The sequence below is a fragment of the Pseudomonas palleroniana genome (assembly GCF_003031675.1).
Classification (GTDB): domain Bacteria; phylum Pseudomonadota; class Gammaproteobacteria; order Pseudomonadales; family Pseudomonadaceae; genus Aquipseudomonas; species Aquipseudomonas palleroniana.
On record NZ_PYWX01000029.1, the window covers coordinates 275,837 to 290,276 of the forward strand.

General features: G+C 60.5%; 14 protein-coding genes. 10 read left to right on the forward strand and 4 right to left on the reverse strand.

The features are described from left to right. Positions 1–126 precede the first annotated feature (126 nt). Complete coding sequence (locus C9383_RS09750; protein ID WP_090367751.1) at positions 127–366, forward strand: DUF1161 domain-containing protein; 240 nt, start codon at positions 127–129, stop codon at positions 364–366. On the opposite strand, the gene C9383_RS09755 is transcribed toward C9383_RS09750, so the two are convergent. Continuing rightward, positions 367–789 (reverse strand): PA0061/PA0062 family lipoprotein, encoded by a 423-nt coding sequence (locus C9383_RS09755; RefSeq protein WP_090367749.1) that lies wholly within the window; start codon positions 787–789, stop codon positions 367–369. Between the two features lie 126 nt (positions 790–915). On the opposite strand from C9383_RS09755, the gene C9383_RS09760 reads away from it, so the two are divergent. Continuing rightward, entirely contained in the window at positions 916–1,959 is a 1,044-nt protein-coding gene (locus tag C9383_RS09760) for an aminopeptidase (RefSeq protein ID WP_090367747.1), read from the forward strand. 82 nt (positions 1,960–2,041) lie between these two features. On the opposite strand, the gene C9383_RS09765 is transcribed toward C9383_RS09760, so the two are convergent. Next, positions 2,042–2,701, reverse strand: coding sequence for an HAD family hydrolase (locus C9383_RS09765; RefSeq protein ID WP_090367745.1), 660 nt, complete (start codon positions 2,699–2,701; stop codon positions 2,042–2,044). After that, a complete protein-coding gene (locus C9383_RS09770) occupies positions 2,698–3,240 on the reverse strand; it encodes a gamma carbonic anhydrase family protein (RefSeq protein ID WP_060756523.1) in 543 nt (180 codons plus the stop codon). The genes C9383_RS09765 and C9383_RS09770 overlap by 4 nt, the downstream gene beginning before the upstream one ends. Positions 3,241–3,341: 101 nt before the next feature. On the opposite strand from C9383_RS09770, the gene prlC reads away from it, so the two are divergent. After that, complete coding sequence (gene prlC / locus C9383_RS09775; protein ID WP_090367743.1) at positions 3,342–5,393, forward strand: oligopeptidase A; 2,052 nt, start codon at positions 3,342–3,344, stop codon at positions 5,391–5,393. After that, complete coding sequence (locus tag C9383_RS09780; RefSeq protein WP_060756521.1) at positions 5,390–5,662, forward strand: YheV family putative zinc ribbon protein; 273 nt, start codon at positions 5,390–5,392, stop codon at positions 5,660–5,662. Before prlC ends, C9383_RS09780 begins: the two co-directional genes overlap by 4 nt. Before the next feature lie 246 nt (positions 5,663–5,908). Here the strand turns inward: C9383_RS09780 and C9383_RS09785 are convergent, their stop codons facing one another. Continuing rightward, positions 5,909–6,565: a dual specificity protein phosphatase family protein gene (locus tag C9383_RS09785; protein ID WP_090367741.1), complete on the reverse strand. Its 657-nt coding sequence runs from the start codon at positions 6,563–6,565 to the stop codon at positions 5,909–5,911. A 266-nt stretch (positions 6,566–6,831) separates the two neighbouring features. Between C9383_RS09785 and C9383_RS09790 the strand changes: the two genes are divergently transcribed. The 6 genes from C9383_RS09790 (at position 6,832) to C9383_RS09815 (ending at position 14,414) form a co-directional block, all read left to right on the forward strand. Then, on the forward strand, positions 6,832–7,584 hold the full coding sequence (locus C9383_RS09790) for a gluconate 2-dehydrogenase subunit 3 family protein (protein ID WP_060756519.1): 753 nt from the start codon (positions 6,832–6,834) through the stop codon (positions 7,582–7,584). Positions 7,585–7,586: 2 nt separating this feature from the next. Next, entirely contained in the window at positions 7,587–9,371 is a 1,785-nt protein-coding gene (locus C9383_RS09795; protein ID WP_090367739.1) for a GMC family oxidoreductase, read from the forward strand. A 12-nt stretch (positions 9,372–9,383) separates the two neighbouring features. Then, complete coding sequence (locus tag C9383_RS09800) at positions 9,384–10,694, forward strand: cytochrome c (RefSeq protein ID WP_090367737.1); 1,311 nt, start codon at positions 9,384–9,386, stop codon at positions 10,692–10,694. A gap of 80 nt (positions 10,695–10,774) precedes the next feature. Continuing rightward, positions 10,775–11,833, forward strand: a complete 1,059-nt coding sequence (locus C9383_RS09805) for a PA0069 family radical SAM protein (protein ID WP_060756516.1) — start codon at positions 10,775–10,777, stop codon at positions 11,831–11,833. 216 nt (positions 11,834–12,049) lie between these two features. After that, positions 12,050–12,781 (forward strand): carbonic anhydrase, encoded by a 732-nt coding sequence (locus C9383_RS09810; RefSeq protein WP_060756515.1) that lies wholly within the window; start codon positions 12,050–12,052, stop codon positions 12,779–12,781. A gap of 85 nt (positions 12,782–12,866) precedes the next feature. Then, positions 12,867–14,414 carry a SulP family inorganic anion transporter gene (locus C9383_RS09815; RefSeq protein WP_090367735.1) on the forward strand — a complete coding sequence of 516 codons (1,548 nt, stop codon included), beginning with the start codon at positions 12,867–12,869 and terminating at the stop codon, positions 14,412–14,414. The last annotated feature ends 26 nt before the right edge of the window (positions 14,415–14,440 follow it).

Genomic DNA, 14,440 nt, shown 5'->3' on the forward strand with positions numbered 1-14,440 from the left:
AAGCCGCACCGCCCCTTCCACACTTTGTTCTGCGTTAAATCAGAACTCGTGTTTCCCGGATGCGGTCGTATAGGCTATGCAGCCTCGAGCGCACACCCGTGCGCAGGCATTCAGGGAGCTTCACACATGAAACGTTTTGCCTTGGCGATCATTTGCGGTGCGTTGGCTACTTCGGTTGTGGCCGCGCCAAAAGATTGTGAAGAGCTCAGGAAAGAGATCGAGGTGAAGATCCAGGCCAAGGCGATTCCGTCCTACACCTTGGAAATCATCACCGCCGAAGAAGCCGAGAAGCATGACATCGCCATGATTGTCGGTTCCTGTGAAAACGGCACCAAGCGCATCATCTACCAAAAAAACAACGACTGATCACAGGCAGTTGACGCTGCGCTCTTCAGCCAGCAATTGGCGGGCGGCGTTATACAAACGGATATTCGGCGTGTAGGCCAATGAGCGCCCTTCGAGGCGATAGCGTTGGCCGGCCTCGAAATGATCGTACTGCAGGGTAATGAAGCAGGTACGGTCAGTCATCTGCCCAAGGCCACCCAAGCTGCCACCCGTGGGCACCTCAAAATCAAATCGCACCATCAGCTCATGGCTGCCGGGTGGCACCTGGAAGAAGCGTCCGTCGTTGAGGTTCTTGCCGTCCAGGCGCTGGGCCATGACCAGTTTGGCGCCCGGCGTCGGCGTGGCGAAATCAATCCAGGCCTGATGCGGGTCGACCGGGGGAATCGGGGTTGAGGCGCAAGCGCTGAGAAACAAGGCTGTGGTGCAAAACAAAAGCTGGCGCATGGCGGGCACTCAGGCGATGGGAAAGATGCAAGCAGGCTCGCGACCAGTATAAACATGCCACGCCATGGAAAACTGCCGCGCAGGCAGGCTAGTCTGGCGGGCAATTTACCCAGGAGTCATTGGGGCATGGTCAGGCGTTTTCTTCCAGGGTTGCTGGTTGTGCTGCTCAGCGGCTGTTCCAGTGTGAGTTATTACAGCCAATTGGCCAGCGGCCAGTGGCAACTATTGCGGGCCAGGGAGCCGGTTTCCGAGGTCATCGCAGATCCGTCTCGCCCACAGGTATTGCGCGATCACCTCAAGCAAGCGCAGAAGGCGCGGGCCTTTGCCAGCGAACACTTGCACCTGCCTGACAACCGGAGTTACCGGCTGTATGCCGACATTGGTCGGCCTTATGTAGTCTGGAACGTCTTCGCCACGCCGGAATTTTCTCTCTCGCCCGAGACCCACTGCTTCCCCATCGCCGGCTGCGTGGCTTATCGCGGTTACTACAACCAAAGCGCGGCGCGAGGTGAAGCGGCGTCGTTGCGGCAGCGTGGCATGGATGTGTCGATTGGCGGCGTAGAAGCCTATTCGACCCTGGGTTGGTTCGATGACCCGATCATGAGCTCCATGATGAACTGGGGTGATGAGCGCCTGGCGACGCTGATCTTCCATGAGCTGGCGCACCAGCGCTTTTATGTGAAGGACGACACTGAGTTCAATGAGTCCTACGCCAACTTCGTGGAGCAGGAAGGCACCCGTCAATGGCGTGCGGCACGCGGTCTGGCGCCGTTGGGTGATGCGGCGTTGTTGCAACGTGATCAATTTATCCGGCTGATCCTCGACACCCGCAAACGCCTGGAAAAACTCTACGCCCAGCCATTGGCCGCGGACGTGATGCGCCAGGCCAAGGCGGCGGAATTCGAGCGCTTGCGCAGTGAGTACCGGCGGATGCGCGACAGCCAGTGGGGTGGCGATAAGCGGTATGACGGGTGGATCAACCAGCCGATGAACAACGCGCGGCTATTGCCGTTCGGGCTGTATGACCAGTGGGTGCCTGCGTTTGCCGCGTTGTTCAGGCAGCAAGGTGGGGATTGGGTGAAGTTCTTTGCGGCGGTGGAAAAGCTGGGCGGGTTGCCGGTGGCGCAGCGCAAGGCGGCGTTGAAGCAGTTGGAGGGTGCTGGCCTCTAGGGTCCTATCGGGAGCAAGCCCCCTCCCACATTTTCACTGTGTACGCTCGGTGCGACGATTCGACTTGCTCCCGATAGCGCCCTCAAGGGCGCCGCATAAACGCCTGATGCATCTGATCCAGCGTTTCAAAATGCCAAGTCGGCTTCTCGGCATTCAGCTCTTCAAAACTGCCAAACCCATACCCTACCGCCGCCGAATCCAGCCCATTGCTTCGTGCACCGATCAGGTCATGCTTGCGATCCCCAATCATCAAGGTGGTGGCCGGGTCCAACTGCTCTTCGTGCATCAAGTGAGCGATCAGCTCGACCTTGTTGGTGCGCGTACCATCCAGCTCGCTGCCGTAGATCACCTTGAAGTGCCGGGCAAAGTCGAAATGCCGCGCGATCTCGCGGGCAAATACCCACGGCTTGGAGGTCGCCACATATAGCTGGCGGCCTTGGTCGTTCAGCGCTTCGAGCAAGGGCATCACGCCGTCGAACACGCGGTTCTCATAGAGCCCGGTGACCTTGAAGCGCTCGCGGTAGAAGTTCACCGCTTCCCACGCCTTGGCTTCATCGAAACCGTAGTACTGCATGAACGCTTGCAGCAGCGGCGGGCCGATGAAGTGTTCCAGCTTGGCCAGGTCCGGCTCATCAATGCCGAGCTTGCCGAGGGCGTACTGGATCGAGCGGGTGATGCCCTCGCGCGGGTCGGTGAGGGTGCCATCCAGGTCGAACAGTACGGTGGGGTAATGCAAGGTCATTGATCGAATCCTTCGGCCAGGTGCAGGTCTTTGAGCTTCACGTAGTTCGCGGCGCTGTAGGTAAAAAAGGCGCGCTCCTTGTCAGTCAGTGCGCGAACCTGTTTAACCGGGCTGCCCACGTACAGAAAGCCGCTGTCGAGTTTCTTGCCCGGCGGCACCAGGCTGCCGGCACCGATGATCACGTCATCTTCGACCACGGCACCGTCCATGACGATGCTGCCCATGCCGATCAACACCCGGCTGCCTACGCTGCAGCCGTGCAGCATGACTTTATGGGCGACCGTCACGTCATCGCCGATCAGCAGTGGAAAACCGTCCGGGTTGAAGGGGCCGGCATGGGTGATATGCAACACGCAGCCGTCCTGCACGCTGGTGCGCGCACCGATGCGGATACGGTGCATGTCGCCGCGAATCACGGTCAATGGCCATACCGAGCTGTCGGCGCCAATTTCGACATCGCCGATCACCACCGCCGAAACATCGACAAACGCCCCGGCGCCCAGGGTTGGCGTGTGGTTCTGATAGCTGCGAAGGGTCACGATAGCCTCTCTCTCTTTTGCTGATAGCTGCGGTGGGCATTGATTGTAATTAAGATGGCCCCATCTTTGTCTTATCCGTTTCCTCAGCCAAGGTGCCAACCGTGAGCGCGAACAACCCACTTCTGCAGTCCTACGACCTGCCGCCGTTCTCGGCGATCCGTGCCGAGCACGTCCAGCCGGCCATCGAACAGATCCTCGCCGACAACCGTGTCGCCATCGAAGGCATCCTGCAAAGCCAGGGTAAAAATCCGACATGGGCCGGGCTGGTCCTGGCGATGGACGAACTGAACGACCGCCTGGGCGCCGCCTGGAGCCCGGTCAGCCACCTCAACGCCGTGTGCAACAGCGCCGAACTGCGCGAAGCCTACGAGGCATGTCTGCCCGCGTTGAGCGCCTACTCCACTGAAATGGGCCAGAACCGCGCACTGTTCCAGGCTTTCGAAGCCTTGGCCAACAGCCCGGAAGCGGCCGGCTTCGACGTGGCGCAAAAAACTATCCTGGAACATGCCCTGCGTGACTTCCGCCTGTCGGGTATCGATTTGCCGCCTGAGCAGCAAAAACGTTACGCCGAAGTGCAGAGCAAGCTGTCGGAGCTGGGCAGCAAATTTTCCAACCAGTTGCTGGACGCCACCCAGGCCTGGACCAAGCATGTGACCGATGAGGCCCGCCTGGCTGGCCTGACCGACTCGGCCAAGGCACAAATGGCCGCTGCCGCGCAGGCCAAGGGGCTCGACGGTTGGCTGATCACCCTGGAGTTCCCGAGCTACTACGCGGTGATGACCTACGCCCAGGACCGCGCCCTGCGCGAAGAAGTCTACGCGGCCTATTGCACACGTGCGTCGGACCAAGGCCCGAATGCCGGTCAGAACGATAACGGGCCGGTGATGGAACAGATCCTCGACCTGCGTCAGGAGCTTGCTCAACTGCTGGGCTACGCCTCTTTCTCGGAACTGAGCCTGGCCACCAAGATGGCCGAGTCCAGTGACCAGGTGCTGAGTTTCTTGCGTGACCTGGCCAAGCGCAGCAAGCCGTTTGCCGCCCAGGACCTGCAACAGCTCAAGGCTTACGCCGCCGAACAAGGCTGCGCCGACTTGCAAAGCTGGGACAGCGGTTTCTACGGTGAAAAACTCCGAGAGCAGCGCTACAGCGTGTCCCAGGAGGCCCTGCGCGCCTACTTCCCGATCGACAAAGTGTTGAGCGGGTTGTTCGCCATTGTGCAGCGTCTGTACGGCATCGAGATCGCCGAGCAAAAAGGTTTCGATACTTGGCATCCGGACGTGCGTCTGTTTGAAATCAAGGAAAACGGCCAGCATGTCGGCCGCTTCTTCTTCGACCTGTACGCCCGCGCCAACAAGCGTGGCGGTGCCTGGATGGACGGCGCCCGCGACCGCCGCCGCACGATCGACGGCGTGCTGCAAAGCCCGGTGGCTAATCTGGTGTGCAATTTCACCCCGGCCGACAGCGGCAAGCCTGCGCTGCTGACCCACGACGAAGTGACCACCTTGTTCCACGAGTTCGGCCACGGCCTGCACCACCTGCTGACCCGCGTTGAGCATGCGGGCGTGTCCGGTATCAACGGTGTGGCCTGGGATGCGGTGGAGTTGCCGAGCCAGTTCATGGAGAACTGGTGCTGGGAGCCGGAAGGCCTGGCATTGATCTCCGGTCACTATGAAACCGGTGAGCCGCTGCCGCAGGACTTGCTGGAGAAAATGCTCGCGGCGAAGAACTTCCAGTCGGGCCTGATGATGGTGCGCCAGTTGGAATTCTCGCTGTTTGACTTCGAACTGCACGCCACTCACGGCGATGGCCGCACGGTCGCGCAGGTGCTCGAGGGCGTGCGTGATGAGGTTTCGGTGATGCGCCCGCCGGCCTACAACCGCTTCCCCAACAGCTTCGCGCATATCTTCGCGGGTGGTTACGCGGCGGGTTATTACAGCTACAAGTGGGCCGAAGTGCTGTCGGCGGATGCCTTCTCCAAATTCGAAGAAGACGGCGTGCTCAATCCCGAGACTGGCCGTGCCTTCCGTGAGGCGATCCTGGCCCGTGGCGGTTCCCAGGAACCGATGGTGCTGTTCGTCGATTTCCGCGGACGCGTGCCGTCGATTGACGCACTCTTGCGCCACAGCGGCCTGAGTGAGGACGCGGCAGCATGAGTGAAGGGCCTGTGATTACCAAAAAGCAATTTATCGCCGGGGCGGTCTGCCCGGCGTGCAGCGAGCCGGACAAGCTGAAGATGTGGACCGAGGACAGCGTGCCACATCGTGAATGCGTGGCCTGCGGCTATACCGATACGCTCAATGATCAAGGGCTGTCGGTGCCCAGGGAGTTGGGCACGCGGGTCAATACATCGGCGTTGAAAGCGCCTGACCCGAAGGTGCAGGCGGTACAGTTTTTTCCTAATCCGAAGCTGAAAAAAGACTAAAAAAAAGCGGGGCACCCAGTGCCCTGATGCCAGTCAGTTAAAAGAACCTGCCGCAACCAGACCCTGTAGTGAGCGGGCTTGTCCCGCGCTGGGTGGCAAAGCCGCCCCAACAAAGACGCCGCGGTATTTCAGGGGACCAAGGTGCCTGGGTTTGGGGCGGCTGCGCCACCCAGCGCGGGACAAGCCCGCTCACTACAGATCATGTGTTCTACAGCCCGCTTTTTTTTGCGGCTCAATGGCGTGTAGTCAGAGCTTTTTCTCGTCGCTTTGCGACGTGGTAATCCAGCTTTTCATCGAGCACAGGGCGAAGGCGCTGGTGCTGCAATCGCCATTGGCCAAGGCGGTGCGCAATTTGTCGATATCGGCTTTCATCATGTAGCGAACGCCGTCCTTGAAGCCATTGCTGGTGCCGAAGCCACCCAGGGTCATTTCGTTCAGCGCCTCTTCCTTGCTCCACCCCTGCACGACCACGCGATACATCGCTGCCATCAGGCCGGTGCGGTCAGAGCCGTGTTTGCAGTGCATCAACACCGGGCCGTTGGCCTGGGCCTGCTGAATGGCGCGCAGGGCCGCGAGCACGTCGGTGTCGTCGACATGGTTGGTGCGATAGGTCAGTTGAACCTGTTTGATATCCGTCGATTTCAGCCAGCTGGCGTCCGATTCCGGCAGGAAATTGATGACCGTACCTATCTTGAGTTTTTCCAGCACAGGTACTGCACTGCTGTCCGGCAACGCGCTGCGATAGAGCGTAGGCGTCATCTGGTGCAGGTTGAATTGGTCGCCCACGGGCTGGGCCCATTCCGGCGAGCGCGTCGACGGGGCATCCTCGGCTTGAGCGTGAACGCTTGCGAACAGTGCCATGAACACCAGGCCGAAGGCGGGCAGCAATCGAATCTTGAACATGCGCTATGTAACCGAATAGGGAAATGGCTGATGGGCCACAGATTCGCCTACAGGCGGTCAACAGGGCGTGAGGCCCTCGTCAAAGAATTGTGAACAGTCGGTACTGATCTGCTGTTTTTTTGCAGCTCAGTTGACTATTCCAAATCCTTAGGCTGCTATCATTTGTAACTATTGGTTGCCAGGATGTTTCATGCCTGTGAATCCATGCCTTCACGCTGCTCCCAGAAGTGGCGGATAAACCCGTGACCCCATGATGAGGTGCCCCCATGTCTGATCAAGATCAAGACAACCCGCGGCGCGACTTTTTGCGCAAATCCTTGACCTTGATCCCGGTGGTCACGGTTGCCAGCACCAGCCTTGGCGGTTCAATGCTGATGGCCACGCCGGAGCCTGCCCAGGCGGCACCGGCCAAGGTGCCTGCGAGCGATAAAGCCTACGAGCCGAGTTATTTCACCGCTGAAGAATGGGCGTTTATCAACGCTGCCGTCGCCCGACTGATTCCCGCCGATGCCCAGGGCCCTGGCGCATTGGAAGCGGGAGCCCCGGAATATATCGACCGTCAGATGAACACGCCTTACGCCAGTGGCGCGCTGTGGTTCATGCAAGGCCCGTTCAATGCCGATGCAGCTCCCGAGATGGGCTGGCAGAGCAAATTGGTGCCCAAGGAGATCTACCGCCTGGGTATCGCCGCGACGGATGCATGGTCGAAAGCGTTCAACGGTAAAGTTTTTGCTGCGCAAGACAGCGCTACCCAGGATGACATGCTGCGTCGTCTTGAGGTGGGCGGTAGTGAAGTGAGTGCACATTTTGAAGCGGTGCCGGCGAAGATGTTCTTCAACCTGCTGCTGCAAAACACCAAGGAAGGTTTCTTTTGCGACCCGATCCACGGGGGCAACAAAGGTATGGTCGGCTGGACCATGATCGGCTTCCCCGGCGCCCGCGCCGATTTCATGGATTGGGTGGAACGCAACGAGCAATACCCCTTCCCGGCTGTTTCCATCCGCGGCGAGAGGGCATAAACGTGGCGACCATCATGAAGAAAGTGGATGCGGTGATCGTAGGCTTTGGCTGGACCGGCGCGATCATGGCCAAGGAGCTGACGGAGGCCGGCCTCAACGTGGTAGCGCTGGAGCGCGGCCCGATGCAGGACACTTACCCGGACGGCAACTATCCCCAGGTCATCGACGAACTGACCTACAGCGTGCGTAAAAAACTCTTTCAGGACATCTCCAAGGAGACGGTGACCATTCGCCACAGTGTGAATGATGTCGCCCTGCCTAACCGTCAGCTGGGTGCGTTCCTGCCGGGCAATGGCGTAGGTGGTGCGGGTTTGCACTGGTCGGGGGTGCATTTTCGCGTCGACCCGATCGAGCTGCGCATGCGCAGCCACTATGAAGAGCGCTACGGCAAGAATTTCATTCCCAAAGACATGACCATCCAGGACTTCGGCGTCAGCTATGAAGAACTGGAGCCGTTTTTCGACTACGCGGAAAAAGTCTTCGGCACCTCCGGCCAGGCCTGGACCGTCAAAGGCCAGTTGGTGGGTGAAGGCCGTGGCGGCAACCCGTATGCGCCGGACCGCTCCAACCCGTTCCCGTTGGAGGCGCAAAAAAATACCGTTTCCGCTCAGCTGTTTCAGAAAGCCGCTACCGAGGTCGGTTACAAGCCTTACAACCTGCCATCGGCCAATACGTCGGGGCCGTACACCAACCCCTACGGCGCGCAGATGGGGCCGTGCAACTTCTGCGGTTTCTGCAGCGGTTACGTGTGCTACATGTACTCCAAGGCCTCGCCGAACGTAAACATCCTGCCGGCTCTGCGCCAAGTGCCGAATTTCGAGCTGCGGCCCAATTCCCACGTGCTCAAGGTCAACCTCGACAGCACCGGGAAAAAAGCCACCGGCGTAAGCTACATCGACGCCCAGGGCCGGGAGTGCGAGCAGCCGGCGGATCTGGTGATCCTCGGTGCCTTCCAGTTCCATAACGTGCGCTTGCTGCTCCTGTCGGGAATCGGCAAACCCTACGACCCGATTACCAATGAGGGCGTGGTGGGCAGGAACTTCGCCTACCAGAACATGGGCACCATCAAAGCCTTCTTCGACAAGGACACCCACACCAACAACTTCATCGGTGCGGGCGGCAATGGCGTGGCCATCGACGACTTCAACGCGGACAACTTCGACCATGGGCCACACGGCTTTGTTGGCGGCTCGCCGATGTGGGTCAACCAGGCGGGTAGCCGGCCGATTGCCGGTACCTCCAACCCACCGGGCACCCCGGCCTGGGGCAGTGCCTGGAAACGCGCCACTGCGGATTACTACACCCACCAAGTATCGATGGACGCCCACGGCGCTCATCAATCCTACCGGGGTAACTACCTGGACCTGGACCCGGTGTACCGCGATGCGTACGGCCAACCGCTGCTGCGGATGACGTTCGACTGGCAGGAAAACGACATCAAGATGAACCGATTCATGATCGAGAAAATGGGCAAGGTCGCCGAAGCGATGAACCCCAAAGCCATTGCCGTACTCGGTAAAAAGGTCGGGGAGCACTTCAACACGGCGTCCTACCAGACTACCCACCTCAACGGCGGCGCGATCATGGGCACCAACCCGAAGACCAGTGCGTTGAACCGCTATCTGCAGAGTTGGGATGTGCACAACGTGTTTGTCCCGGGGGCTTCCGCGTTCCCACAAGGCTTGGGCTACAACCCTACCGGCCTGGTGGCGGCGTTGACCTATTGGTCGGCGCGGGCGATCCGCGAGCAGTACCTGAAAAACCCCGGCCCGCTGGTACAGGCATAAGGAGCGATGAGCATGAAAGCATTCGTTATCGCCTCTTTGGCGGCCTCACTGGGGTTATTCAGCAGTTGCTCGGTCAGTGCGGCTGAAACCGATTTGATCAAACAGGGCGAATACCTGGCCCGCGCCGGCGACTGCGTGGCCTGTCACACCGCCAAGGGCGGCAAGCCCTTTGCCGGTGGCCTGCCGATGGAAACCCCGATCGGCGTGATCTATTCCACCAACATCACGCCGGACAAGACGGGCCTGGGCGACTACAGCTTCGAAGACTTCGACAAGGCCGTGCGCCATGGCGTCGCCAAGAACGGTAGTACGCTTTACCCGGCGATGCCCTACCCGTCTTATGCACGCGTCAGCGACAGCGACATGCAGGCGTTGTACGCGTATTTCATGAAGAGTGTCGAGCCGGTCGCCCAAGCGAACAAGGACAGCGAGATTCCCTGGCCCTTGAGCATGCGCTGGCCCTTGGCGGCGTGGCGCTGGATGTTTGCCCCGGCTGTTCAGGCGCAACCGGCCCAGGCTGCGGCCGACCCGGTAATCAGCCGTGGCGCTTACCTGGTAGAAGGCCTGGGCCATTGCGGCGCTTGCCATACACCGCGTGCCTTGACCATGCAGGAAAAAGCCCTGAGTGCGACTGACGGCAACGCGTTCCTGTCCGGCAGTGCGCCACTGGAAGGCTGGATCGCGAAAAGCCTGCGTGGCGACCACAAGGACGGCCTTGGCAGTTGGAGCGAAGCGCAGCTGGTGCAATTCCTCAAGACCGGCCGCAGTGATCGCAGCGCCGTGTTTGGTGGCATGAGCGACGTTGTAGTCCACAGCATGCAGTACATGTCGGAAGATGACCTGACGGCGATCGCCCGTTACCTCAAGAGCCTGCCGGCGGTCGATCCGCAGGATCAGCCGCACCAGTACGACAAACAGGTGGCTGAGGCATTGTGGAAAGGCGATGACAGCAAGCCGGGCGCGTCGGTCTACATCGACAATTGCGCGGCCTGCCATCGCACGGACGGCCATGGTTATACGCGGGTGTTCCCGGCGTTGGCGGGTAACCCGGTACTGCAGACGACGGATGCCACGTCGTTGATCAACATCGTGTTGAATGGCGGTACCTTGCCGGCGACCCACACCGCACCGTCGACCTTCACCATGCCCGCTTTCGCCTGGCGTCTATCGGACCAGGAAGTGGCGGATGTGGTCAGTTTCGTTCGCGGCAGCTGGGGTAACAAGGGGGCCCCCGTGAAGGCCAGCGATGTGGCAGACCTGCGCAAGAGTGATATGCGCACTACCTCCGGCGATGACCTTGGGCAAGTGACGAACAAGCACTGATCCGCACTGGCCGCCAAACGGCACTGGTCAGAAACCTTGCGCCTCGATACTGTATATAAAAACAGTACCGAGGCGTTTTCATGTCTACTGCGCTGCCGCCCCGTGGCCGGGGCACGGCCACTAACCTGCACAACCGCTTTGCGCCTACCGTCAGCGTGGCCGAGGACGACGGCTGGTTTCAGGAGGTCCCGCCGACCCAAGGCACCGAAGTGCGTATCGAAACGGCCAAGTCCATCATCACCCGCAACAACTCGCCGGACTTGCCGTTTGATCGTTCGATCAACCCCTATCGCGGCTGCGAGCATGGCTGTATCTACTGCTATGCACGGCCCAGTCATGCCTATTGGGACATGTCGCCAGGGCTGGATTTCGAAACCCGGCTGATCGCCAAGACCAATGCCGCCGATGTGCTGGAGCAACAGTTGTCCAAGCCCGGCTATGTCTGCGCGCCGATCAACCTTGGGTCCAACACCGACCCGTACCAGCCTGTCGAACGTGAGTACAAGATCACCCGGCAAACTCTCGAAGTACTCCTGCGCTACCGGCACCCGGTGACGATCATCACCAAAGGCTCGCTGATATTGCGCGACCTTGACCTGCTGGCCGAGCTGGCCCGCCAGCGTCTGGTGGCGGTGATGATCAGCCTCACCAGCCTGGACGACGAACTCAAGCGCATCCTGGAGCCGCGCACGGCGGCGCCCAAGGCGCGGTTGCGGGCGATTCGGGTGATGCGTGAGGCGGGCATCCCGGTGGGCGTGCTGTGTTCGCCGATGATCCCCATGATCAACGACAGCGAACTCGAAAGCCTGCTCACTGAAGCTCACGCGGCCGGCGCGCAAAGCGCGGCATACATGATGCTGCGCCTGCCGCTGGAAGTGGCGCCGCTGTTCGAGGAGTGGCTGGCGGCGCATTACCCGCAGCGTGCGGCCCATGTGATGAGCCTGGTGCGCCAGGTGCGGGGTGGCGAGGTGTACGACAGCCGTTTCGGCGTGCGCATGCGCGGCGAAGGGCCGTTTGCCGATTTGCTGGCGCAGCGCTTCAGCAAGGCGATCAAGCGGCTGGGGCTGAACCGTCGGGAAGGCTTCAACCTGGACTGCACAGCGTTCTGCCCACCGGGCAGACAAATGGCATTGCTGTAAACTGCCTAGGAATGTCGCACTGTTTCTGTAGGAATAGTCGCGTTTTGATATCACTGAAACCCGCGATCTAGAGCGGTTCATTCAGTTTGAGTTAAGTTTCGATGGTTACCTTGTTCCGCGAGTGACTGATAAGTCTGCTTCGCCGCTGTAGGAATTTTACTGGCTGGCGTCGATCTGACCTGAATACTCCCCCTGCATTAATCAAGAGGATGAATCATGAGTGACAAGGATAAACAGCCGTTGGCTGCGTCGGCTTCAGCCCCTCAGGTGGCGGAATCCGCCGATGCAGCGCTAAAGCATATCGTTGACGGCTTTTTGCATTTCCATCACGACGTCTTCCCGCAGCAGGAAGAGCTTTTCAAGAAACTCGCCACGGCCCAGAGCCCACGGGCGATGTTCATTACCTGCGCCGACTCGCGCATCGTGCCCGAACTGATCACCCAGAGCTCCCCTGGCGACCTGTTCGTGACCCGTAACGTCGGCAACGTAGTGCCGCCCTACGGCCAGATGAACGGGGGTGTTTCCACCGCGATCGAGTACGCGGTACTCGCCCTGGGTGTGCAGCACATCATTGTGTGCGGGCATTCCGATTGCGGCGCCATGCGTGCGGTACTCAACCCGCACACGCTGGAAAAGATGCCGACGGTCAAAGCCTGGTTGCGTCATGCCGAGGTCGCCAAGACCATGGTCCATGACAACTGCGACTGCGCCACTGAAGGCGAGAGCATGAAGTTGGTGACCGAAGAAAACGTCATCGCCCAACTGCAACATTTGCGCACCCACCCGTCCGTGGCTTCGCGCATGGCCAATGGTCACTTGTTCATCCATGGCTGGATCTACAACATCGAGACCAGCGAAATTCGGGCCTACGATGCGGAAACAGCGGCATTTCGACCGTTGAACGGCACCGAGCCGATTCCTTCCGCGACGCCTAAAGCGCGCTTCTAAAACACTTCCCTGCCGGGTAGAGCGGTGGCTGCCATGGATGCAGCCAGGCTTTGCCGCGCCCGGCGAATGCCTCGGGAGAGTCATCATGCGTGCTGCTCAATTGAAAGCTGTACTGCCACGGGAGCTGCTAGCTTCCGTGGTTGTGTTTCTGGTTGCCCTGCCCCTGTGCATGGGCATTGCGATCGCTTCCGGCATGCCGCCGGCCAAGGGGCTGATCACCGGGATCATCGGTGGCCTGGTGGTCGGTTGGTTGGCGGGCTCGCCGTTGCAGGTCAGTGGCCCGGCGGCGGGGTTGGCGGTGTTGGTATTTGAACTGGTACGCCAGCACGGCATGTTGATGCTGGGACCGATCTTGCTGCTGGCGGGGTTTCTGCAACTGGTGGCGGGCCGCTTGCGCCTGGGTTGCTGGTTCCGCGTGACGGCGCCGGCGGTGGTGTACGGCATGTTGGCGGGGATCGGCGTACTGATCGTGCTGTCGCAGATTCACGTGATGCTCGACGGCGCGCCCCAGCCCTCGGGGCTGGCGAACCTGGCGGGCTTTCCGGCTGCGCTGGGCGAGGCGATGCCGACCCTTGGCGGTGGCCTTGGTTGGCAGGCCGGCCTGCTCGGCTTGTCGACGATGTTGGTGATGTATGGGTGGGATAAATTGCGCCCGCAAAGCCTGCGTTTCGTTCCCGGTGCCCTATTGGGTGTGGGGCTGACGACCGTTGTCAGCCTGGTGCTGGCCTTGCAGGTCAAGCGCGTGCAAGTGCCGGAAAACCTTGCCGATGCCATCGACTGGCTGCGCCCCAGCGATCTGCTGAACCTGGCCGACCCACAGTTGTTGATCGCCGCGTTTGCCGTGGCGTTTATTGCCAGCGCAGAGACCTTGCTCTCTGCAGCGGCGGTCGATCGGATGCACAGCGGCCAGCGCTCCGATTTCGATAAGGAGTTGTCGGCTCAAGGCGTGGGCAACATGCTGTGTGGCCTGGTCGGCGCGTTGCCGATGACGGGTGTGATCGTACGCAGTTCGGCCAACGTGCAAGCCGGCGCCACTACCCGCATGTCGGCCATGTTCCACGGTTTGTGGCTGTTGGCTTTCGTCTTGCTGCTGTCGAGCGTACTGCAAAGTATTCCGGTGGCGAGTCTGGCGGGTGTGTTGGTGTATACCGGGATCAAACTGGTGGACATCAAGGCGTTCAAGGCGCTGGGACGCTATGGGCGCATGCCGATGTTCACCTATGCCGCGACGGCGTTGGCGATCATCTTCACCGATCTGCTGACGGGCGTGCTGGTGGGCTTCGGGCTCACGTTGGTGAAGCTGGCGTTCAAGGCGTCACGCTTGAAGGTGAGCCTGATCGACCTGCCGCAAGAGGGCGAGATGGAGTTGCGCCTGACGGGTGCGGCGACCTTCTTGAAGGTGCCGGTACTGACCCAGGTGCTGTCGACGGTGCCGGCGGGGACTACCGTGCATGTGCCGCTGAACAACCTGAGTTATATCGACCATTCCTGCCTGGAGTTGCTGGAAGAATGGGGCCGGGCGAATGCGGCCAAGGGGTCTACGCTGGTGATCGAGGCGCGTGGGTTGAAACGACGTTTGGAAGGTCGGGTGCGTACCACCGTGGGGATCGGGTCGGCGCCTTCTACTAGCTGATTCAGCCGGAAACTGTGGGAGGGGGC